At 52.1% G+C, this 22,065-nt stretch carries 19 protein-coding genes; 11 read left to right on the top strand and 8 right to left on the bottom strand.

The genetic code is table 11. The features are described 5' to 3' along the window. Window positions 1-573: 573 nt before the first annotated feature. Entirely contained in the window at window positions 574-2,109 is a 1,536-nt protein-coding gene (locus DUT67_RS04115; RefSeq protein ID WP_053075320.1) for a methyl-accepting chemotaxis protein, read from the top strand. 56 nt (window positions 2,110-2,165) lie between these two features. Here the strand turns inward: DUT67_RS04115 and rlmB are convergent, their stop codons facing one another. From rlmB to nsrR, 3 genes are all read right to left on the bottom strand, one after another. Then, on the bottom strand, window positions 2,166-2,897 hold the full coding sequence (gene rlmB / locus DUT67_RS04110; protein WP_048262105.1) for a 23S rRNA (guanosine(2251)-2'-O)-methyltransferase RlmB: 732 nt from the start codon (window positions 2,895-2,897) through the stop codon (window positions 2,166-2,168). Window positions 2,898-2,997: 100 nt separating this feature from the next. Continuing rightward, window positions 2,998-5,460, bottom strand: a complete 2,463-nt coding sequence (gene rnr, locus DUT67_RS04105; RefSeq protein ID WP_048262136.1) for a ribonuclease R — start codon at window positions 5,458-5,460, stop codon at window positions 2,998-3,000. A gap of 41 nt (window positions 5,461-5,501) precedes the next feature. Next, entirely contained in the window at window positions 5,502-5,927 is a 426-nt protein-coding gene (nsrR, locus tag DUT67_RS04100; RefSeq protein ID WP_010279087.1) for a nitric oxide-sensing transcriptional repressor NsrR, read from the bottom strand. 295 nt (window positions 5,928-6,222) lie between these two features. On the opposite strand from nsrR, the gene DUT67_RS04095 reads away from it, so the two are divergent. Both DUT67_RS04095 and DUT67_RS04090 read left to right on the top strand, forming a co-directional pair. Next, the gene (locus tag DUT67_RS04095; protein WP_048262108.1) at window positions 6,223-7,794 is read left to right on the top strand and encodes a methyl-accepting chemotaxis protein; all 1,572 of its coding nucleotides are present in this window, start codon (window positions 6,223-6,225) and stop codon (window positions 7,792-7,794) included. Window positions 7,795-8,335: 541 nt separating this feature from the next. Beyond that, window positions 8,336-10,168: a diguanylate cyclase gene (locus DUT67_RS04090; RefSeq protein ID WP_048262110.1), complete on the top strand. Its 1,833-nt coding sequence runs from the start codon at window positions 8,336-8,338 to the stop codon at window positions 10,166-10,168. On the opposite strand, the gene DUT67_RS04085 is transcribed toward DUT67_RS04090, so the two are convergent. After that, window positions 10,137-11,153 (bottom strand): type IV pilus twitching motility protein PilT, encoded by a 1,017-nt coding sequence (locus DUT67_RS04085; RefSeq protein ID WP_048262112.1) that lies wholly within the window; start codon window positions 11,151-11,153, stop codon window positions 10,137-10,139. The two genes, DUT67_RS04090 and DUT67_RS04085, sit on opposite strands and share 32 nt — an antisense overlap. A 21-nt stretch (window positions 11,154-11,174) precedes the next feature. On the opposite strand from DUT67_RS04085, the gene DUT67_RS04080 reads away from it, so the two are divergent. The 7 genes from DUT67_RS04080 (at window position 11,175) to DUT67_RS04050 (ending at window position 15,733) form a co-directional block, all read left to right on the top strand. Then, on the top strand, window positions 11,175-11,888 hold the full coding sequence (locus DUT67_RS04080; protein ID WP_048262115.1) for a YggS family pyridoxal phosphate-dependent enzyme: 714 nt from the start codon (window positions 11,175-11,177) through the stop codon (window positions 11,886-11,888). 93 nt (window positions 11,889-11,981) lie between these two features. Next, window positions 11,982-12,803: a pyrroline-5-carboxylate reductase gene (gene proC / locus DUT67_RS04075; protein WP_048262138.1), complete on the top strand. Its 822-nt coding sequence runs from the start codon at window positions 11,982-11,984 to the stop codon at window positions 12,801-12,803. 49 nt (window positions 12,804-12,852) lie between these two features. Then, window positions 12,853-13,407 (top strand): YggT family protein, encoded by a 555-nt coding sequence (locus DUT67_RS04070; RefSeq protein ID WP_010295003.1) that lies wholly within the window; start codon window positions 12,853-12,855, stop codon window positions 13,405-13,407. Continuing rightward, complete coding sequence (gene yggU, locus DUT67_RS04065; protein WP_005974847.1) at window positions 13,404-13,694, top strand: DUF167 family protein YggU; 291 nt, start codon at window positions 13,404-13,406, stop codon at window positions 13,692-13,694. The genes DUT67_RS04070 and yggU overlap by 4 nt, the downstream gene beginning before the upstream one ends. A gap of 17 nt (window positions 13,695-13,711) precedes the next feature. Further along, a complete protein-coding gene (locus DUT67_RS04060; protein WP_113632805.1) occupies window positions 13,712-14,305 on the top strand; it encodes an XTP/dITP diphosphatase in 594 nt (197 codons plus the stop codon). Further along, complete coding sequence (gene hemW / locus DUT67_RS04055; RefSeq protein ID WP_113632851.1) at window positions 14,298-15,437, top strand: radical SAM family heme chaperone HemW; 1,140 nt, start codon at window positions 14,298-14,300, stop codon at window positions 15,435-15,437. Before DUT67_RS04060 ends, hemW begins: the two co-directional genes overlap by 8 nt. A gap of 41 nt (window positions 15,438-15,478) precedes the next feature. After that, window positions 15,479-15,733 (top strand): type II toxin-antitoxin system RelE/ParE family toxin, encoded by a 255-nt coding sequence (locus DUT67_RS04050; protein ID WP_223254640.1) that lies wholly within the window; start codon window positions 15,479-15,481, stop codon window positions 15,731-15,733. Window positions 15,734-16,091: 358 nt separating this feature from the next. Here the strand turns inward: DUT67_RS04050 and DUT67_RS04045 are convergent, their stop codons facing one another. Then, window positions 16,092-17,216: an SEC-C domain-containing protein gene (locus DUT67_RS04045; protein ID WP_223254644.1), complete on the bottom strand. Its 1,125-nt coding sequence runs from the start codon at window positions 17,214-17,216 to the stop codon at window positions 16,092-16,094. Window positions 17,217-17,614: 398 nt separating this feature from the next. Between DUT67_RS04045 and DUT67_RS04040 the strand changes: the two genes are divergently transcribed. Further along, on the top strand, window positions 17,615-17,743 hold the full coding sequence (locus tag DUT67_RS04040) for an entericidin A/B family lipoprotein (RefSeq protein WP_010279129.1): 129 nt from the start codon (window positions 17,615-17,617) through the stop codon (window positions 17,741-17,743). 90 nt (window positions 17,744-17,833) lie between these two features. On the opposite strand, the gene DUT67_RS04035 is transcribed toward DUT67_RS04040, so the two are convergent. The 3 genes from DUT67_RS04035 to aas are packed head-to-tail and all read right to left on the bottom strand — an operon-like array spanning window position 17,834 to window position 21,722. Further along, complete coding sequence (locus DUT67_RS04035; RefSeq protein WP_011095140.1) at window positions 17,834-18,289, bottom strand: GNAT family N-acetyltransferase; 456 nt, start codon at window positions 18,287-18,289, stop codon at window positions 17,834-17,836. Window positions 18,290-18,300: 11 nt separating this feature from the next. Continuing rightward, window positions 18,301-19,524, bottom strand: coding sequence for a lysophospholipid transporter LplT (lplT, locus tag DUT67_RS04030; protein ID WP_048262141.1), 1,224 nt, complete (start codon window positions 19,522-19,524; stop codon window positions 18,301-18,303). Further along, entirely contained in the window at window positions 19,521-21,722 is a 2,202-nt protein-coding gene (aas, locus tag DUT67_RS04025; protein WP_048262143.1) for a bifunctional acyl-ACP--phospholipid O-acyltransferase/long-chain-fatty-acid--ACP ligase, read from the bottom strand. The genes lplT and aas overlap by 4 nt, the downstream gene beginning before the upstream one ends. Window positions 21,723-22,065 lie beyond the last annotated feature (343 nt).

Genomic DNA, 22,065 nt, shown 5'->3' with positions numbered 1-22,065 from the left:
AATTATATACCCTAAATAATTCGAGTTGCGTGACAAAACGTTATCGTTTTGAACAACGCAGAGCGTTGGCCCTTTAGGGCTAGGCTCATTTATAGCCTTGTAACGCGGCAACCGCGCGAATCCCCGGGAGCTTACTCAGGTAAGTGACTGGGGTAAGTAAGGACAAATTGGCTTAGCCAATTTGAACGCCGCTTGCGGCGGCCCTTCAGGGCGAGGCTCAGAGATGAGCCGAGTATTGCCAACGCACAAGCAATTTGAAGTATGACGGGTATAGATGATTCTTGCATAGAAAAGCGTTTATACATGACTTTACGTGATAAGCAATGCAGGAATCCCCAGCGTGGCGCTTTATCCCCTTCTCCATCATATCCGCACGAGTATCCTCACATTTTTGAGAAAACGGATAATCATTGCACCTGAAATGCCGATAACAGATAAGGCATTTTTTATCAGTTAGATAGGAGCCTGTTTCACACGCATCACCTGCCTTTTTTATGCAAACACATAACGACAACTAATCCGTTATTGGCCTGCGATAACGGTAAATAATTAATGAATGAAAGGAAGAAGTTTATGCTGCGCTGGATGTCATTTCAGAACCTGTCTGTAACACGAAAGTTATTGGTAGGGTTTGGTTTATTGCTCATCATGGGAGTGATTCTCTCCATGGTCGGCTTTTATGGATTACACAATAGCGACCAATCGTTAAAGCGCATCAGCCGCCTTGGCGCCATTTATGACAAGACCGTTGTCGCCCGAGAAGGCAACTTTGGCTATGCGCTGGAGCGTAAAGCACAGTATCTGGAGCAGCATGACAGCGCTATCGGTAACATCAGCGAAGAGCTTTCCGCGCTGCTGAAGGAAATTGATACGAGACACTGGCCAGCGGAAGATAAAAACGCCATTCAGGATATCAGCGCGTCACTCAATGCCTACCTGACCCAACGCCAGCGAGTCATGGGACCGAATGTCAGCCAGCAGACGCTCAGCGAATTGAACGATCAGATGGCGCTGTTGCAGGAAAATATCAATAAGCTTTACTTCACGGAAGAGAGCCGCGCTGGCCGCAACGTCATTAATAGCGATATCCAGTTGGGTGTGATTACGCTGATCGCCATCATACTCGGCCTGACGACCGCGATTGTTATATCACGGCAGATAGTACGCCCATTGCACCAGGCGTTACACGCCACTCGCGCCATTGCGGGAGGCGATCTCACCATGCAGCTTCACAATGAACGCCGTGATGAATTAGGTCAGCTGATTTCAGCCATGGGGCAGATGAATAACAATCTGCACAGCATGATTGATAAAATCCGCCTCAGTGCAAATCAGATTTCCTACGCCGCGGGGGAAATTACCGCGGGTAACACCGATCTCTCCTCTCGCACCACGCAACAAGCCGCCGCACTCGAAGAAACGGCGGCTAGCATGGAGCAGTTGACGTCAACGGTGAAACAGAATGCCGATAACGCTCATCAAGCCAACCGGTTGGTCATGAATGCTTCTGATACCGCGAACCAGGGGGGTGAGCAGGTTTCTAAAGCGGTTAATACCATGCACGGCATCGCGCAAAGCTCCCACCGTATCGCTGAAATTACCTCAATGATTAACAGCATCGCGTTTCAAACCAATATTCTGGCGCTCAATGCTGCAGTAGAAGCGGCACGAGCGGGTGAGCAAGGACGCGGTTTCGCCGTCGTCGCCAGTGAGGTGCGTAATCTGGCACAGCGCAGCGCGCAGGCAGCCAAAGAGATCGATACGCTGATTGGCGAGTCGGTTTCGCAGATTAATAACGGTGCCGCGCTGGTTAACGGCGCAGGGAAAACCATGGAGGGGATTGTACAGTCCGTGACGCAGGTCCACGCCATAATGAAAGACATTACTACCGCCTCGGACGAGCAACATCGCGGTATTTCTCAGGTCGGTCAGGCCATCATAGAAATGGATCAGAACACGCAGCAAAACACCGTGCTGGTGGAGCAATCCTCTTCGGCCGCTCACTCACTGGAACAACAGGCGCTCATACTTTCTGATGCGGTTTCCGTTTTCCGACTTTTACAACCTTCGCAACAAGAGATTCGCAGACTGGCAAACTCCGCTGCGTAATCCCAATGACAGAGAGGTGCCCTAGGGCACCTCTCTGCTATCGTTCGCAACGCTAATTATACTCGCTGGCGAACGGCTTCAAACAAACACACGCCAGTAGCAACAGACACATTCAATGAAGTCACGCTGCCCGCCATCGGAATGCTGATTAATTCGTCACAGTGCTCGCGGGTCAGGCGACGCATGCCTTCCCCTTCCGCGCCCATCACCAGCGCCAACGGCCCAGTCAGTTTACTTTGGTACAGCGTATGATCCGCTTCACCTGCCGTGCCGACGATCCAGATATTACGCTCTTGCAACAGGCGCATCGTACGGGCCAGATTGGTCACGCTGATAACCGGTACGGTTTCCGCCGCGCCACAGGCCACCTTCTTCACCGTCGCATTCAACTGCGCAGAACGATCGCGGGGCACAATCACCGCATGTACGCCAGCGCCATCCGCATTACGCAGGCAAGCACCCAGATTATGCGGGTCGGTCACGCCATCCAATATCAGCAGGAAAGGCGTATCCAAATTATCTAACATCGCTGGCAGATCGTTCTCCTGGTATTTCCGCCCTTCTTTGACTTTCGCTACGATCCCCTGATGCACCGCGTCTTCCGCCTGCTTATCCAGCCATTGACGACTCGCCACTTGAATGACGATGCCCTGCGCCTCCAGCTCGGCAATAACGGGCTGAAGGCGACGATCGTCGCGCCCTTTCAGAACAAAGACTTCCAGAAAACGCTGTGGATCGCGCTCAAGCAGTGCCTTAACCGCGTGGATACCGTAAATAATTTCGCTCATTAATACTCTTCAAATTAACCATAACAGGCAGAACCTGTTCATTAGAGATAGAGGCTACCCTACTCCTCCTCTGATCGAGGAGGAAGCAGGTTAACTAACCTTACTCAGCAGACTTTTTCTTCGCACGCTTAGCCTTGGTTGCGGCGGCGATTTTACGCGTTTTTTCTGCGTTCTTTTTCGCTTTATCGTGGTTCTTTTTCGGCTTCACTTTTGGTTTATCCGACGCCGCGTTGCGATCGCCTTCTTTGCGGAATGCGGCATCCGGCTCAAAGTTTGCGGCAGCTTTGGCTTTGCTTGGGCTACGACGGCGTCGGCTTGGCTTAGCCTCACGCGACTCCGGTTTCTTCGTACGGTCGCGCGCCGTTTTACCTTCACCGCGAACCTTGCGAGTACTGGAAATCAACGCAAAATCAATGTTGCGTTCATCCATATGCACGGCTTCAACACGGATTTCCACTTCATCACCCAGACGATAGACCTGCCCACGCGATTCGCCGATCAGTCGCTGACCGATATTATCGTAGCGGTAGTAGTCATTATCCAGCGTAGAAACGTGTACCAGCCCATCGATAAACAGATCTTTCAGGCGCACGAAGAAACCAAAACCGGTCACACTGGCGATAATCCCCGTAAAGACTTCGCCAACGTGATCCTGCATAAAGTCACATTTCAGCCAATCCGCGACATCACGGGTAGCTTCATCAGCACGGCGCTCCGTCATCGAGCAGTGCATGCCCAGCTGTAGCATCTCGTTAATATCGCTATGCCAGCCGCCCGTTGACGTCCAGCGCTCATGACGATCGCTCAACAGATACTTAATGGCACGGTGCAGCGACAGATCTGGATAACGACGAATTGGCGACGTGAAATGACCGTAAGACGTTAATGCCAGTCCGAAGTGTCCCCGGTTTTCCGGGTCATAAATCGCCTGTTTCATTGAACGCAACAGCATGGTTTGCAACATTTCCCGATCGGGACGTTCCGCCAGCTCATTCATCAATTCGGCGTAGTCTTTCGGCTGCGGCTTCATTCCGCCTTTCAGCGTCAGACCCAGCTCGCCCAGCACGCTGCGCAGAGCTAATACATGGTCTTCGCTCGGTTGATCGTGTACGCGGAACAGCGCAGGCTCTTCGTTCTTCTCCACAAATTTCGCAGCGGAGATATTCGCCAGAATCATGCACTCTTCAATCAGCTTGTGCGCATCGTTACGCACCACAGCTTCCACACGGTCGATACGGCGTTCAGCGTTGAAAATAAATTTCGCTTCTTCGGTTTCAAACGCGATGCCGCCACGCACTTCACGCGCATGTTCAAGCGCTTTGTACATGTGGTGCAGCTCTTCCAGTCCGCCCACCAGCGGCTTGTAGTGTTCACGCAGCTCAGCGTCGCCTTGCAGAATATTCCACACCTTGGTGTAGGTCAGGCGTGCGTGTGAACTCATCACCGCTTCATAAAACTTGTAAGACGACAGCTTACCCTGTGACGATACGGTCATTTCACAGACCATACACAGGCGATCGACCTGCGGGTTGAGTGAACACAGCCCGTTCGACAGCACTTCCGGCAGCATCGGTACCACCTGCGACGGGAAGTACACCGACGTGCCACGCGCTCGCGCTTCATGGTCAAGCGCCGTATTCGGCCGAACGTAATAGCTCACGTCCGCAATCGCAACCCACAAACGCCAGCCGCCGCCACGCTTCGGCTCACAGTACACGGCGTCATCGAAATCGCGGGCATCTTCGCCATCAATCGTGACCAGCGGCAGCTTACGCAGATCCACACGGCCTTTTTTCGCGGCCTCCGGTACTTCTTCGGAAAGATCCTTCACCTGATCTTCCACTTGAGATGGCCAGGTGTGCGGAATATCGTGGGTACGCAGCGCGATATCTACCGCCAGCCCGGTGCCCATGTTATCGCCGAGGATCTCGACGATCTTACCGACCGCTTTCGTGCGGCGCGTTGCGCGTTGCGTCAGTTCAACCACGACGACGAAGCCCATGCGAGCGCCGTTAATTTCTTCTTTCGGGATCAGGATATCAAAGCTCAGGCGGCTATCATCCGGTACCACGAACCCAACACCGGCATCGACAAAATAGCGGCCGACAATTTGTCCGGTACGTGGTTCAAGCACGCGCACAATGCGCCCTTCGCGACGACCTTTACGATCCGCACCCAGCGGTTGTGCCAGCACAACATCACCGTGAATCGCCCGTTTCATCTCTTCAGCAGACAGATAAAGATCGTCTTTGCGGCCTTCCACACGCAGGAAGCCGAAACCATCGCGGTGACCAATGACCGTGCCACGTAGCAAATCAAGCTTCTCCGGCAACGCATAGCACTGGCGGCGGGTAAAAATAAGCTGGCCGTCACGCTCCATCGCACGCAGGCGGCGGCGCAGCGCTTCGAGGGCTTCTTCTCCGGTTAATTGCAGGTCGGCGGCTAATTCTTCCCGGCTAATCGGGGTATCGCGCTTGGCGATATGCGCCAAAATATATTCACGACTGGGGATGGGGGATTCGTATTTTTCTGCTTCTCGTTCCAGGAATGGATCTTGTGACATTGCGGTTCCTCCGTTGTCATCAGCAGGAGGCTGAACAAAATTCATTCAACCAACAATAATTTATAAAGCGGCGGGTTTTCTTTGACCATATCAGCCAGCGTGTATTGATCTAGCTCATGCAGGAAATTTTGTACCGCCTGTTGGAGCACCTGTTTCAAACGACAGGCTGGCGTAATGTGGCAAAACTCATGGCTACAGTTGACCAACGTGAGCGGTTCCAACTCGCGCACGACATCGCCAATTCGGATTGTTTCTGCCGGTTTTCCAAGGCGGATGCCGCCATTCTTACCGCGCACGGCCATCACCAACCCAGCACGACTAAGTTGATTGATAATTTTGACCATATGATTACGAGACACGCCATACACTTCCGTTACCTCCGAAATGCTGGTCATTTTCCCGCCCGGCAGTGACGCCATGTAAATCAGCGCCCGCAAGCCATAATCCGTAAAACTTGTTAACTGCACATAAACCTCGGATACCTCTGGGTATCATTGACGGGCGCATTGAGTACGCCCCTGAAAAAACAACGCTATTGACAGATAATAAACCAGGCACAAACACTACGGCTAATTATTTATACCCTTTGCGTTACGAGAGGTTGTCTGGCTGTGCCTCGCTCGCTCAAACCTTTTACGTCAGCCATATCTTTTTAATTTTATCTCACCGCAACACAGATAACGTATTCTCTTTAGTTGCACTCACCACATCTAACGATCGATATGCTATCACCCACGAAGGCGGCGTAAGGAAAAGGACACCATGGGGTTGAAAAATATTTCTATTCGTACCGGCTTATTAACGCTATTGCTGCTAACCACCTTACTGCTGCTTATCGTCAGCGGCATGGGCGTGGTTGCCATTAAGAAAGACAGAGAAACGCTGACAGCACAAAATCAGATTCAGGGCATTGAGCTGGGTAATTTGATGAGTGGTTACAATCAAACGCTCAGCGCGCGAGCCTCAGCAACACTTGCCGTCAGGAAAATCGAAATCGGCCTGCTGGACGACGGAGCCAAGGAAACTGGGCTCGTAGAGAAACATCTCCGCCAGTCACAGGAAGACATTGAACGCGTGATAAAATCGGCTAAGGCCGATCCGAAACAGCAAGCGCTAGCACAAGAAGTACTGAAAGCCTACCAAGCCTATTTTCAGCAGGGCATGACTCCGATGCTGAGCGCACTGCAAAAACAGTACACCGATGAGTATTATGACGTCCTGGAAAAACAACTCGGCACGTTGAGTGAAGCCTTTGATTTATCGATCCAAAACTTCCGTCAGTATGCTCAGCAGCTTTCCGAACAGGGTCTGGCACAGTCCGAACGTAATGAACGCATTATGCTGTTACTGATTGCCATTGCTAGCCTGTTATCTATCACGCTGGTCGCATTAGCCTGGGTCGCACTGCGGCACATGTTGCTCAAACCGCTGGACCATGCGATTGAGCAGTTGGAGCAGGTCGCCGCGGGGAATCTGACGCGTCGTCTGATTCAAGGCGGAGACAATGAGTTGGGTCGACTCAACGATGCCATAGGCCGCATGCAGGGGGCGCTGCTGGAGTCGGTTAGCCAGGTGCGCGATGCCAGCACGCAAATCGATCTCGGTAGCCGCGAACTGTTTGAAGAAAACGCCCAGCTTTCCCAGCGCACCGAAGAATCCGTTGCGGCACTGGAACAAACGGCGGCCAGCATGGAGCAATTGAGCGCGACGGTGAAACTCAATGCCGATCACGCAGAGCTTGCCCATCAGCTCGCTAATAACGTCTCGAATACCAGCAGCCGCAGCAACGAATCCGTCTGTTACGTGATTGAAAAAATGCAGGAGATCGCCACCAGCGCCAAGCGCATCAATGACATCCTCAGCGTCATTGACGGCATCGCGTTCCAGACCAACATACTGGCGCTGAACGCCTCCGTCGAATCCGCCCGCGCAGGTGCACAAGGCAGAGGCTTTGCCGTCGTTGCCGGAGAAGTGCGTAATCTGGCGCAGCACAGCGCGCAGGCAGCGAAAGAGATCCGCTCACTGATTTTAGACTCACAAACTCGCGTGTCCGAAGGGCTTGAACTGGCTTCCAAAGCGGGTGAAACCATGGACGAAGTGACCGATGAAATCGTGCGTATTACGCAACTGATGCGAGACATTTCTACCGCTACGCAAGAACAGCATCGCGGTATCGAGCAGGTGAATGTCGCCTTCACGCAGATCGACAAAGTGGCTCAGCACAATGCACAACTCGTTAAAGCCTCATCCGCGACTACGCAGTCGTTAGAGCAGCAGTCTCAACAACTGATGCGGTCCATGGCGCTGTTTCAGGTAGAACCTCGCCTTTCTTAATTATTGATGTATTGCACCCGCTGGTGGTCAACTCCCACGCTGACCACCAGCATGATGCAGAATAGCCCGGCCCCCTATTATTGACCCAATACTGCCCCTAAAACGCTGAATAAATAATGAGAACAATGAGGAACCAGCGTCCCTCTTAACACACCTATTTCATAGGTATACTTTCAGATAATTTGAGTATTATTTTTTTACCGCTATTCTCTGTTTTTAAACATAAGCGTATAAATAGGGTTTCAGCATAAAAGCGATCACAATAATCGCGGCAATATATTGAATAAATAGATAATAAGAGAAATTCCTTATTGATAGCATGAGCTATGCATTTCAGATCATTAATTACTTATTAATAATATATTTATTATATTAATTAATAGCACGCTATTTTATTAATTCAGCCCATTGATTTCAGCGCACAGAAAAAGGGGGACCGCCAATCACCCGATAACACCGCAGACGGCATCATGGTAAAACGAATGCCTCTGACAACAGCGAATCAAGGGTAAAGACAGAAAGAATATAGGCAGAGATAAACATGAATAATCAGTCAGTTGATGTTGATTTGATTACCAGGTTTGACAATGAAGCCAAACTGCACGCGCTCGATTCCGTCTATGCCATCGCCGAATTCGACCTGGCAGGGAAACTGATTGAAGCCAATCCTCTTTTTTGCAAAATGCTGGGCTATAAAAAAGAAGACATTATTCAGAAAAGCCACACGCTTTTTCTGCCAGAAGCACAACGTCAAAAACACGACCATTTCTGGCACGATGTCATCAAAGGGAATATCAATGCGGGGGAATTTCAACGAAAAACCCAAAAAGGGGATATTATTTGGCTCCACGCTGCATATACGCCAATTATTGATCATTCAGGTCGTCGGATTGGTGTAATAAAACTGGCGCTTGATATTACTCAGGAAAAACGTCTGATGTCGGAACATCGGGCACAGCTAGATGCGATTGAAAATGCACAGGGCGTGATCGAATTTGATAAAGACGGCTATATCACCCACGTCAATAAACACTACCTGATACTGACAGGCTATGAAGCAAAGGAAATTCTCGGTCTGCATCACAAATCACTCTGCGATCCCATTTATACCGAACAGGCCGACTATCAAACATTTTGGGAAACCTTGCATCGCGGTCACCCTATCAGCGGGCGCTTCCACCGACTGGGTAAAGGCAACCATTCATTCTGGATACAGGCAACTTATAGCCCGATCATGGATAGTGAAGGGAATGTGAGAAAAATCATTAAATATGCTCACAACATCACGCAAAACGTCGAAACCGAAAAGAAAGCCCATCAGCAAGGCATCATTCTCGATATCCTGCTGTCAGTGCATGACAGCTTTCTGCTCGATCACAATCTGCCTTCAGCCTGCGATAAAGTCTTTGAGCGGTTGCTTGACGTGACCAACAGCAGTTTCGGTTTTATCGCCACGTTGCAGGAAGATGAAGACGGCCAGTCGCTCTATCTTCCTGCGATTTCCAACCTTGCCTGGGATGAAGAAACCCTAACCTGGTACAGACACCAGCGCAGAACTCACGGCGGCCTGAGACTCCGTAAACTTGATAATCTGTTTGGCCATGTTGTGACTCACAACACGGTGGTTTGCAGCAACAGCCTGCTGAGGCAAAAGGCTGGCCGGGATCTTCCTCCCATACATCCTGCGCTGCATTCTCTGCTCGGCATTCCTATCACCCACAACGGCAAAGCGATCGGGATGATCGCACTGGCCAACCGCCGAGAAGGTTACGATCAAACGATGATCGAGCTACTGGCGCCGTTGGTAAAAACCCTCGGTATCATTATTCATGCGCGTTCGCTTGAGGATGAACGCACACAGATAGAAGCGTCTCTCCGCTTTAACGCAGGTCATGACTTTCTGACCGGCCTGCCTAATCGCAGCAGCTTCTTCGAGCAAGCCGGCGCGTTTTTTCAGCTCAGGCAGCAAAACCAACACGCCGATAAAAGCTGCCTGGCAATTATTGATATCGATTTATTCAAAAACATTAATGACCAATTTGGCCATCTGGCTGGCGATGCCGTCCTCAAAGAACTGGCAATGCTGATGCGCATGTCATTACGTCAGGAAGATCTCGTCGCCCGTCTTGGGGGAGAGGAGTTCATCATCCTGCTAAAAGATGTTCCTTACCAAACCGCCGTCACGGCTATCGAACGTATTCGTAAAGCGATTGAGCAACATACGCTAGAATACGATCGTCAAAATCTGCATTTCACGATCAGTGCAGGGATCGCCGCCTACCGTTCCGATCTGGCTTCCGTTGAGCACTGGATTCAGTTAGCCGATGAGAATCTCTACGCGGCTAAACGGCAAGGACGCAACTGTGTGAAATAAGCCCATCCCGGCAGCGCTGCTGGTAGCTTTGTTCAAATGTTTGCATTCCCGCAGCGGCTCCGGTCTGAATCAGGCCGGGAAGCTGATGTGTTTTTCCCTCACGAATCAGGTTGCTGACTGCCGCGGTGGCGGTCAGCACTTCATAAAGCGCGATTCGACCGCCTTGCGCTCCAGACAACAGCTTTTGCGTCACCACCGCCTGCAAGCAGGTCGCTAGCTGGCTACGGACATAGGCTTTTTCTTCACCGGGAAAGACATCAATCAAACGGTCTACCGCCTGTGATGCACTGCGCGTATGTAGCGTTGATAGCACCAAGTGGCCAGTTTCCGCGGCTGTCAACGCCAGCCGAATCGTCTCCGTATCGCGCAACTCTCCCAGCAGAATGACATCAGGATCTTCCCTCAATGCCGCCCGTAGCGCCTGCGCAAAAGAAGCGCTGTGCGCACCGATCTCCCGCTGTTGAATCAAGCAACGTCGGCTGACATGAATAAACTCGATCGGATCCTCCAACGTAATCACATGGCGATCGCTGTTGTCGTTTAACGCCCCGACCATCGCTGCCAACGTCGTGGATTTACCGCTGCCCGTCGCGCCGGTAATCAGGATCAGTCCGTTTGGCTTCTCCAGCAGCGTCGAGAGCACGGGTGGCGCATGTAATTCATCCAATGAAGGCTGAACAGACGGGATAATACGTAAGGCCGCAGACAGCCCCTCTCTCTGGCGAAAGACATTTACCCGCAGGCGCTGTCCATCAGGCAGCATTAACGCGCCGTCCACCTGCCCTGCCTGCCGCAGTTGCTCCTTCTGAGCCGGTTCTAGCCAGGCATCGCACCATTGTGCCACCTGCTCCGGCGTTAAACATGGTAAGGTATTTTCAGGCTGTAGCCGCCCATCCACACGCAACACCGGAGGATGCCCGCTACAAAGGTGCAGATCCGAAGCATTATGTTTTACACTACGCGCCATCCACTCATCCAACTCCATAGATTAACCTCCTGAATAACCATGATGACAATCCAGCAGAATCTACAGGACATCCAGCAGCAAATCGCAGCCGCCGCTGTGCATTGCGCACGCGCACCAGAAGAAATTACGCTACTTGCAGTCAGTAAAACCAAACCTGTGAGCGCGATCGAAGAAGCCATTGCGGCAGGTCAGCGTGCGTTCGGCGAAAACTATGTCCAGGAAGGCGTGGAGAAAATTCATTATTTCCAGGAAAGCCAACCGGACACACCGTTGGAATGGCACTTTATCGGCCCGTTACAGTCAAATAAAAGTCGGCTGGTAGCGGAGAACTTTGACTGGTTTCACACCGTGGATCGCCTGCGTATCGCACAGCGTCTGAGTGAACAGCGTCCAACCACGTTGCCGCCGTTAAATGTTCTGTTGCAGATTAATATCAGCAATGAGCCGAGCAAATCCGGCATTATGGTGGATGAACTTGCAGAACTCGCCGCCAGCGTCGCCGTTTTGCCTAACCTACGCCTGCGCGGGTTAATGGCCATTCCGGCACCGGAAACGGATCACGAGCGGCAGCTTGCTGTTTTTAAACAAATGACAGCGCTGTTCCAAACATTGTCAGTAAATTATCCGCATATTGATACACTCTCTATGGGGATGACGGACGACATGCGTGCGGCGATTACCGCAGGCAGCACGTTGGTGCGCATTGGTACGGCAGTCTTTGGCGCGCGAGACTATTCATCCCCAAAAGCATGAACAGTCAAAGGCGCATAAACAGAAGGTATGCCCTAAACAGCACGTCATCTTTAGACAGAATACAAACGGAACAGGTGATCAGCGATAATGCAGATGCAGCAACGTAAAATAGCGTTTATTGGTGCCGGAAATATGGCGCAGGCCATTATCGCCGGGTTGGTCAACGGCGGTTATCCCGCTCAACACATCAGCGTTTGCGCGCCTTCGGGTAAAAACCGCGATGCGCTGGCTGCACAATATGGCGTCATCAGTAGCGCAGATAATGCACGCTGCGCTCAGGAAGCGGACGTCATTGTTCTGGCCGTCAAACCGCAAATGATGGCGACGGTTTGCGAACCGTTACATGAACAGATCAATTTCGCGGGCAAGCTGGTGCTCTCGATTGCCGCGGGAATCAACATCGCCCGTTTCCAGGCGCTGCTGGGTGAGCCGCTGAATATCGTGCGCATTATGCCCAACACGCCGTCTCTGGTCGGAAAAGGGATGAGCGGAATGTACGCCCCCGCATCCGTCAGTCAGGACGATAAAGACTTCACCGCACAACTGATGCAGAGCGTTGGTAAAATTTGCTGGGTAGATAGCGAATCTGGCATTAACGGCGTGATCGCCGCAGCGGGCAGCGCACCGGCCTATTTCTTCCTGTTTATGGAAGCGATGCAGCAGGAAGCCATTCGCCAAGGGTTCGATCAAGAAACCGCTCGCCTGTTGGTGCAACAGGCCGCGTCCGGCGCTGCTGCGCTGGTTGAAGCTAATCCCGATACACCGCTGTCGACCTTACGGGAAAATGTCACCTCCAAGGGGGGCACCACGGCAGAAGCCCTGCGGGTGTTTAACGAACAGCAGTTGACGCAAACCGTGGCCGAGGCCATGCAGGCGGCAATTGCTCGCGCACAGGAAATGGAAACGCTTTTTTAATCAAAAGCGAGCCCCCGATTCTTTATCTTATTAAGGAAAAGACGTACTTATGCTCACCCTGACTTTTCTGGTCAAAACGCTGGTCGACCTCTATGTAATGGTCCTGCTGCTACGTATTTGGATGCAGTGGTCACGCAGTGATTTCTATAACCCACTGTCGCAGTTTGTCGTCAAAATCACCCAGCCGATTGTCGGGCCGTTGCGCCGGATTCTGCCGTCGCTGGGGCCGATTGACAGCGCCTCACTGCTGCTGGCCTTTATCCTGACGACGATCAAATACCCGTTACTGTTGTTGATTCAGGTTGGTGCGATTTCACTTAGCCCAATGAACCTGTTGGTCGGGCTCATTTCGCTGATTAAATCCGCGGGCTATCTGGTCTTCTGGGTCATCATCATTCGTTCCATCATGAGCTGGGTCAGCCAGGGCCGTAGCCCCATTGAGTACCTGCTGCATCAGCTGACCGAGCCGCTAATGGCACCGCTCCGTCGCATTATTCCTGTGATGGGCGGCATTGATTTCTCTGCCATGGCCGTGATTCTGATTCTGTATATGCTCAACTATCTGGGCATGGACCTGTTTCCGGGGCTGTGGTTCCTGCTGTGAGTGCGATTACCCGCCACGGTGATGCGCTGGTGATTCGGCTGTATATTCAGCCGAAAGCCAGCCGCGATCAGATCGTGGGTTTGCATGGCGACGAATTGAAAGTCGCCATCACCGCTCCACCGGTTGATGGGCAGGCGAATGCCCATCTCACCAAATTCCTCGCCAAACAGTTTCGGGTCGCCAAGAGTCTGGTTGTGATTGAAAAAGGCGAACTCGGGCGGCATAAACAGATTAGAATTACCCATCCGCAGCACATCCCGGCTGACGTCGCGGAATTCATTGAATAAACACGCAGGACAAGACGATGCAAAAAGTGGTTTTGGCTACCGGAAACCCCGGTAAAGTGCGCGAGCTCGCCAGCTTGCTGGCCGATTTCGGTCTGGATATTGTGGCTCAAACCGAGCTGGGCGTGGATTCCGCCGAAGAAACGGGCCTGACCTTCATCGAAAACGCCATCCTGAAAGCACGTCATGCGGCGAAAATCACCGGATTGCCAGCCATTGCCGATGACTCAGGGCTAGCTGTCGATGCGCTGGGCGGCGCACCGGGCATTTACTCGGCACGTTACGCGGGTGCAGAGGCCAGCGACCAGCAAAATCTGGATAAGCTGCTGCTGACAGTAAAAGATGTACCGGATGAACAACGCCGCGCCAGCTTCCACTGCGTGCTGGTGTATCTGCGCCACGCGGAAGACCCAACACCGATTGTTTGCCACGGCAGTTGGCAGGGTGTGCTGACACACCAACCCTCTGGCAACGGTGGCTTTGGCTATGATCCCATCTTCTTCGTCCCTGAGCTGGGTAAAACGGCAGCAGAATTAACGCGTGAAGAGAAGAACGCGCAGTCCCATCGTGGTCAGGCGCTACGCCTGCTGTTGGATGCGCTACGCAATGCTTAAGCTCCCCCCGCTCAGCCTGTACATTCATATTCCGTGGTGCGTACAGAAATGTCCGTATTGCGACTTCAACTCCCACGCGCTGAAAGGCGATGTGCCACATCAGGAATATGTCGATCATCTGCTGGCGGATCTGGATGCCGATTTGCCGCTGGCGGGTGGCCGCGCACTGCACTCAATTTTTATCGGCGGTGGCACGCCTAGCCTGCTAAGTGCGGAAGCGATGCAGGCGCTGCTCGACGGCGTTCGGGCGCGAATCCCGCTAACGCCAGACGCTGAAATTACGATGGAAGCCAATCCCGGTACGGTCGAAGCCGACCGTTTCAGCGGTTATCAGCGCGCGGGAATTAACCGTATCTCCATCGGCGTGCAGAGTTTCGATCCGCAAAAGCTGACGCGCCTTGGGCGTATTCACGGCCCAGATGAGGCCAAACGCGCGGCACAGCTAGCGACCAATCTGAAATTACGCAGCTTTAATCTGGATCTGATGCACGGCCTGCCGGATCAATCGCTGGATGAAGCGCTAGACGACCTGCGTCAAGCCATTGCGCTCAGCCCGCCGCATTTATCGTGGTATCAGTTGACCATCGAACCGAATACGCTATTTAGCTCACGCCCGCCTACACTGCCGGATGATGACGCACTGTGGGACATCTACGAGCAGGGTCACGCGCTACTGAGCGCAGCGGGTTATGAGCAATATGAAACCTCCGCCTATGCCAAACCGGGCTACCAGTGCCAGCACAACCTGAACTACTGGCGCTTCGGTGATTATTTAGGGATTGGCTGTGGAGCGCACGGCAAGCTGACCTTCAGCGACGGCCGCATTCTGCGCACGGTAAAAGTCCGCCATCCGCGTGGCTATATGCAGGGCACGTATATGGATAAGCAACACGATGTTGCCAACGATGATCGGCCTTTTGAGTTTTTCATGAACCGCTTTCGCCTGCTGGAAGCCGCTCCACGAGCGGATTTCACAGCGTATACCGGTCTGGAAGAGCACAGCATCCGTCCGCAATTGGATCAGGCGCTGGCACAAGGCTACCTCACGGAAACCGCCACCCACTGGCAAATCACCGAACACGGTAAACTGTTTCTGAACTCCCTGCTGGAGCTGTTTCTGGCGGAAGAGTAGTAATCATTCCGTGGGCAGGTTTTCTCTGGTAAATCTGCCCATTGCTTTCCCTTCTGGTTCTCTTTTTGCAACGCTTACAACGCTTGTTGCGAACCGCCTCCCTTTCCCATCAGATAGGCATCAAACGTAAGGAGCTTGGGCAAGGTTTGCACTCATTTCCCCTCGTCAGACATACGCTATTTTTTCTGTACGAAACAGATAGCGTCATTGTTGTCAGAATACTTCATCAGTCACAGGGTATTGTGCGGTACCTCAAGTGGCTAGGAACCCTTTTCAGCGGCCATAAGCAGCATTAACTCAGGCTTGAACTGATAGTTTTCGCGGACAGAATACAACCACATCTGACAGGCTGTAATGAGCGAAGAATGGAAGTTCGTAACTCCAACAACTTCATGACTAACATTGAGGTGTCTTAATCAACGGGGAGCTGGTCAATAACAATCGGGGGGAGTACCTATCAGGTATCCAGTTATTATAACCCGTCTGCAGATAGCATCCTCAACCTGATAACCTCCGCCAAAGTGGAAATCAGTTGCTTAACTAAGTTTGTCAGCAAAGATGCCTATCTGGCAGCAAGCAGACGGTGCCATCTTATCGTTACAATCTCGGAACGACTGATAAGCCCCCTCCTTTTTTCTAATGGCGTGAAAACATTCAGTTGGAAATCTCGCTGTTGCTGCATCTTATCTCTGCAAGCGCAGCAGCGTTATAATCAACGGAATGATCGACCCGTGATATAGGGCTACCAAAAAATTCAACGCCCGACATAATCATATTGCCGATATTCTCTCGCTGTTTATCACTGAGGCTGTCCCACCACTCAGGAGATGAGTATGTATTTTCAGCTTTTGTGAAGAAAAAATACAGGAGGGTATTGAAAATCCTGTCAGTTGGAACCTTAATCAGTGACCGCACAAAACGTCTGATTATTGCTGAAGTTCCCAGCCAACTGAACACTATATATCCCTTACCTTCGCCGGAAAAGGCATTGAAGCAGACCTGTTCCGCCGACACGGTAAGATCGTTCAAATCCTGAATCTCAGTGCCATCGAAATCCCTCTCCGGTGACAGAATTGACGAAACCGCAATGGGTAATGGCTCTGAAAAAGTGAAGATAACACTTTCAATTTCTGAAAACTGTCTTCTAAGCAGAATGCGGTCGAGGCTAGTTTTAAGATTATTCAGTTCAGTTATTGCTGCATTCAGACCGCTTTGATGCAGGCTGACATATTCCTGAATATAAAGCTGGTCGGCCTGTGGCTTTCCTTTATCGGCATTTTTAGCAAAATCGGAAGACCGCCGCCCCCCCTCCTTGGCATAAATTTCTTTAGACAACGAACGAAACATTAGGGCAAAACACTGCTCGTCCGTGCCTGTAAATTTTTCGTTCTCTAGGCATGAAAATAAGATTCTGTCGTGAACGGCACAAAAGCCGGTAAAAGTGGATGCCTGATTGATACCGATCTTCTCGGGAACCCATCTTCCGTTGTTTCTCATCAGGCTCGGAAGGTTCATTACCACCCCCATGACATGATTACCAGGGTCAGCAATCGCTTTAAGGCTGCTACTCTTAGACAGAGTGTGCGCCTGAACGATGCGTTTATCACAATCTTCATGCATGGATGCTGGCGCATAACACGCCTTCCTCTGCGAATTAGACTTTGAAAACTTCAGGGCTTCGGCTTTGGATACCGGAGTTTCACGGTCTCGATCGAGATGGCACTTTTTGTACTTAAGTCCTGAATTGCACCAGCACTTATCATTTCTTCCTATCTTCATTTTATCGTTTTCCACGAAATTAATGCTCTGACAAAAAACGTTCACTGAAAATTGATCTTACCCATCAATAGTGGACACGCGACTATAAGTGAGTCCCACCTCAATCTGAGGTTGATCACTCATGACAATACAATATCAACCAGCATTAATGACCAATACCCGTAGGTTAACTGTTACATGAGCAACGTTCGCTCTTGGCACAAAACTGCCTGTGAGATTAGGTCTAGCTCTGTGCAGTAACAGAGCCACATCAGGTCGAAGCTAACACACATAGGTAGCAACATAATCTCAAACGATATCAGCTGGTTCAGGCTATACGAGGATTGAATTTTTACCTGCGGTTATGACAAAGTAGAAACTTATCGCACCTGTTTATCAACCACCTGCTGGTAACGATGATGAAACGTATAACAACAATCGTAGTAGCGCTGCTGGTCACAGCAGCATTGAGCGGCTGTAACACCACGCGCGGCTTTGGCCAGGATGTGCAGAAACTGGGTAGTAAAATTTCACACGCCGCTAGCTAACCCACCGTCAGATAACAAAAAACCGGCCATACGTTAGCCGGTTTTTTTACGCAGCAGCATCCATTCCTTCCGATACACACTCAATACAACTCAGAACGCCGACAGCATATCAATATGCGGGATACCATCTTCGTCATACGCCTCACCAGTCGCCACAAAACCAAACGCGCCGTAGAACGCTTGCAGGTGAGCCTGCGCAGAGAGGAAAAGATGCTTTTGCGGCCAGTGGCGTGCACAGGCAATCAACGCGTGCTCCATCAACTGATGGCCCAGATGTTGCCCACGAGCGTGAGGAGCCACAATCACGCGTCCAATCGTCACCACATCGTTGTTCGGATGAGGAGCGAGTAGCCGGGCATACGCTGCAAGCTTGCCGTCGCGATATGCCGCAATGTGGCGATTGCCTTCCACCAGATCGCGGCCATCAATATCCAGATAGGGGCAGGTTTGCTCAACCACGAATACCTGGCTGCGCAGCGCCAATATGTCATGTAGTGAATACACGTTAAGGTCTGCCACATCCCAGTCATGCCATATCAGACTCATTTCAACCCTTCCTATTCTGCACCCGTAGGACGCGCACGGCGTTTATTCAGGAGCAGCCATGCCCACAGCAGCGCAATCGCCAGCGCAAACAAAACGCCAAAACCAATCCCGATCGCGATAACCGAGACACCCAGTTTCACCACCAGAGAATAGAGCCCCAGCATTAACAGCATAGCGCCGTTCTCACCCAAATTCTGTACGGCAATCGCATTACCCGCACCGACGCTGGCTTTCCCACGTTCCTGCAACAGCGCATTAAGCGGAACAATGAAGAACCCGCCGAGCGCCCCCAGTAAAATCAGCAGGGAATAGGCGCTAAGGAGATTATGCTGAAGTGTGAAAATCACCACGACCACGCCAATCAGGAACCCCGCAGGCAAGCAGCGTCGTACATTATCGAGCGTAACCAGTCTGGCAGCCCCCCCTGCCCCCAGAACGATCCCAACGGCGACCATCGCATTAAGCAGCGTCGGCGTCGCGTTATCGGTAATGCCGAGCGCATGCGGCACCCACAGTACCAGCAGAAAACGCAGCGTCACGCCCGCGCCCCAGAACATGCTGGTGCCAATCAACGAAAGCCGAGCATCACCATCGCGCCACAGCACCCGACAGGCGGAAAAGAAGCTGCTCGCCATCTGCAGCGGATGCCACGGCTGCCCTGGACGGGCGGCGTTGAGGTGTGGAATCAGCATATTCGCGCCCAGCGCCACGCCATAAGCCACCGCACAAATCGACAGTGCCGCGTAAATATTCCAGTCCGCCAGCACGCCCCCTGCCACAGAGCCGGTTAGGATCGCCGCAATGGTCGAAGCTTCCATCAAGCCATTGGCTTTGACCAACTGATCGCCACGCGTGATCTCACCCAAAATGCCGTATTTCGCAGGTGAATACGCGGCGGCACCAATGCCCACCAGCGTGTATCCCAGAAACGGATTCCCGCCCACACAAATTAGCAGCGCCCCTGCCAGTTTCAGGGTATTGGCGAACATCATCACCCGCCCTTTGGCGAAGCTATCCGCTATTTGTCCGACAAACGGCGCTAAAACGATGTACGCGGCCACAAACCCCATCTGCAAAAACGGCTGGCTCCAGTCGGGATACACCAGCTGTTTGATCAACGCTAACGTGGCAAACAGCAGCGCGTTATCACCAAACGCGGAGAAGAACTGCGCGATAATCACCGCGCTCATACTGCGCGACAGCAAAGGCGTCGCGGGTTCAGTCTGTTGACTCATGCACTAGGCTCCGACGCGTTAGTAATAGGTTGTTTGACGCTCGATTGTTCGGCACTCAACTCTTCAGCCATTTGGCGTAGCGTGACAAAGTCAGGCTTGCCGCTGCCGAGTAACGGTAACGCTTTCACGTAGCGAATATCACGCGGTACCGCCAATTCTGGCACCCCGCTGCTGCGTGCCTGTGCAAGCAGCACATCACGGGTTATCTGGCTGTCCGTTGTAAACAGCACCAGCGCTTCACCTTTGCTGCTGTCGCTCTTCGCACTGGCTGCATGTTGTGCCTCCGGCGACACCTTCACCGCCAGTTGCTCCACGCTTTCGAGCGAAACCATCTCTCCCGCCAGCTTGGCAAAGCGCTTCACGCGGCCGATGATGGTGCAGAACCCTCTTTCGTCCAGCTCGACAATATCGCCAGTGTCATACCAGCCCTGCTGCAATTCACCTTCTGCGTTTTCTGCCGCAGGTGTCTCGAGCACGCCAGGATTTTCCACCCGCAGATAGCCTTTCATGATATTCGGCCCACGCAGTTGCAGACGGCCACCGCGCGTAATGCCCGGTACAGTGATCAAACGCGATTCAATTTCCGGCAACAGCAGGCCGACAGAATGAATTTTCGTCGCCATCGGTACGTTGATCGCGACTACCGGCGCACATTCGGTCACGCCATACCCTTCCAGAATGCGAATGCCGAATTTGTCCTGCCAGACCTGTCGCGTCGTCTCAGACAGCTTTTCAGCTCCAGCCACGACATAGCGCAAACGAGCAAAATCATACGGGTGGGCAAAACGCGCATAGTTGCCTAAAAACGTAGACGTCCCAAACAGCACGGTACAGTTCTGGTCGTAAACCAGTTCCGGCACGATGCGATAATGCAGCGGACTGGGGTAGAGGAACACGCGAGCGCCCGTCATCAAAGGCGTTAACAGCCCAACAGTCAGGCCAAACGCATGGAACAGCGGTAGCGCAGACATAAAGCGGTCACGCGGGGTGAAATCCGCCACAGTACGAATCTGCTCAACGTTCGCCAGCAGGCTGTCGTGAGAATGCACCACTCCCTTCGGGTTCCCCTCAGAACCGGAGGTAAACAGCACAATGGCCGCATCGTCAGGTTTCTGCGGCAGCATCGCGCGAGCAGGAAACAGCAGATGAAACAGGATCCACAGCTTATCCGCCAGCGTCACCGTGTCTTTCAAATCTTCCAGATAAACCCAGTTGGCTTCGCTGACCTGCTTCGGCAGATCCGTCAACTTACCCTTTTCAAGAAACTGGCGAGAGGTGACGATCGTTTTGATCCCCGCCGCTTTCATCGCGCTTTGCAGCCCTTTCGCGCCTGCGGTGTAGTTCAGCATGGCAGGAATACGGTTACGCAGCGATGCGCCTAGGATTGATGCCGCGGTAATGGTCGCATTGGGCAGCAGCATACCGACATGTTCATCGGCGCGAGTGAAGCGCTGCAAAATGCGCGATACGCCCAGCGATTTTTTCAATAAGCCCTGATAGCTGTCTTCATTGAATGAGATATCCGCAATGCTCGGAGAATGCCGCCCGTAGCGGGATCTCGCCGTCAGAAATGCCTGATACAGCGTATGCTGCGGACGCGTTTCCATCCGCGCTTTCATCATAATCTGGTGCAAGCGTTCACCGGCCAGTGCACGACGCGCTCTGGCGCTGCTGGCTTCCGGCATTGGCAATGTGGTCGGTGGCAAATAGGTGATAGTAATCTGTGGAAGGCAGCGCCGTTTAAATACGCCCGCCAGCCGACCGAACGGCGTGAATTCGGCGCCATCAATGCGCACGGGGATAATCGTCGCCCCGGATTTCGCTGCGACAAACGCCGCACCGCTGTAAATCTTCATCAGCGATCCCGTTACGCTGATGCGTCCTTCAGGGAAAACCACGACAGGCTGGCCGCGCTCGATCACCTTGATCAACCCTTTAATCGCCAGAGGCTTGGTGGGATCCAACGGCACAAAGTCGATATAAGGTTTCAACCAGCGCATAAACCAGCGATCGGAAATGGAGGAGTACACGGCAAAAACCGGTTTTATCGGTAAGAATAACGCCAGCAAAACGCCATCGAGGAAAGAGACGTGATTGGGGGTGATGAGCAATTTGGATTGCTGAAACTGGCTGCTGTCGCCCTCGATCCGGATGCGATACAGACGCTGGAACACCCAACGTAACAGGGTATGAATCATGCCTTCTCCCAATAGACAGATAAACGGGCAGCTTGCTGAGTCGCAAAACCACCAAGCGATACGTCAAAATACTATATACACGCCATAGTTCAAGCGACGGTGCGCGGCTTAACGCGAAGATTGTCGTCAGCACATCATTCGCATAGCATTAAAATCGCTGGAGATAGCAAAAGCGGGAAATTCAGGCAAAAAAAAACCTACGCATCCGCGTAGGTTGGTGTAATCAAATGATTTCAATGTACAGAGTACATCGATGTATCACCAATCAATACCTCTGGGACTTGTTACTCTAGGGATCGCCACTTATCTTCACCAGCGATGAATCGAAAGAGTTATTCTATAA

The sequence above is a fragment of the Pectobacterium peruviense genome, assembly GCF_003312355.2.
GTDB classification, from domain to species: Bacteria; Pseudomonadota; Gammaproteobacteria; order Enterobacterales; family Enterobacteriaceae; genus Pectobacterium; species Pectobacterium peruviense.
The sequence above is the reverse complement of the archived record's forward strand: the minus strand, read 5'-3'. Positions and strand labels throughout refer to the sequence as shown.

Coding starts and splice junctions, on each gene's coding strand:
- DUT67_RS04085 (WP_048262112.1), bottom strand. CDS start 11,153: ATGGAGTTGGATGAGTGGATGGCGCGTAGTGTAAAACATAATGCTTCG.
- DUT67_RS04035 (WP_011095140.1), bottom strand. CDS start 18,289: ATGAGTCTGATATGGCATGACTGGGATGTGGCAGACCTTAACGTGTAT.
- DUT67_RS04070 (WP_010295003.1), top strand. CDS start 12,853: ATGCTCACCCTGACTTTTCTGGTCAAAACGCTGGTCGACCTCTATGTA.
- aas (WP_048262143.1), bottom strand. CDS start 21,722: ATGATTCATACCCTGTTACGTTGGGTGTTCCAGCGTCTGTATCGCATC.
- rnr (WP_048262136.1), bottom strand. CDS start 5,460: ATGTCACAAGATCCATTCCTGGAACGAGAAGCAGAAAAATACGAATCC.
- DUT67_RS04060 (WP_113632805.1), top strand. CDS start 13,712: ATGCAAAAAGTGGTTTTGGCTACCGGAAACCCCGGTAAAGTGCGCGAG.
- DUT67_RS04095 (WP_048262108.1), top strand. CDS start 6,223: ATGGGGTTGAAAAATATTTCTATTCGTACCGGCTTATTAACGCTATTG.
- DUT67_RS04115 (WP_053075320.1), top strand. CDS start 574: ATGCTGCGCTGGATGTCATTTCAGAACCTGTCTGTAACACGAAAGTTA.
- proC (WP_048262138.1), top strand. CDS start 11,982: ATGCAGCAACGTAAAATAGCGTTTATTGGTGCCGGAAATATGGCGCAG.
- hemW (WP_113632851.1), top strand. CDS start 14,298: ATGCTTAAGCTCCCCCCGCTCAGCCTGTACATTCATATTCCGTGGTGC.
- rlmB (WP_048262105.1), bottom strand. CDS start 2,897: ATGAGCGAAATTATTTACGGTATCCACGCGGTTAAGGCACTGCTTGAG.
- DUT67_RS04040 (WP_010279129.1), top strand. CDS start 17,615: ATGAAACGTATAACAACAATCGTAGTAGCGCTGCTGGTCACAGCAGCA.
- DUT67_RS04090 (WP_048262110.1), top strand. CDS start 8,336: ATGAATAATCAGTCAGTTGATGTTGATTTGATTACCAGGTTTGACAAT.
- lplT (WP_048262141.1), bottom strand. CDS start 19,524: ATGAGTCAACAGACTGAACCCGCGACGCCTTTGCTGTCGCGCAGTATG.
- DUT67_RS04045 (WP_223254644.1), bottom strand. CDS start 17,216: ATGAAGATAGGAAGAAATGATAAGTGCTGGTGCAATTCAGGACTTAAG.
- DUT67_RS04080 (WP_048262115.1), top strand. CDS start 11,175: ATGATGACAATCCAGCAGAATCTACAGGACATCCAGCAGCAAATCGCA.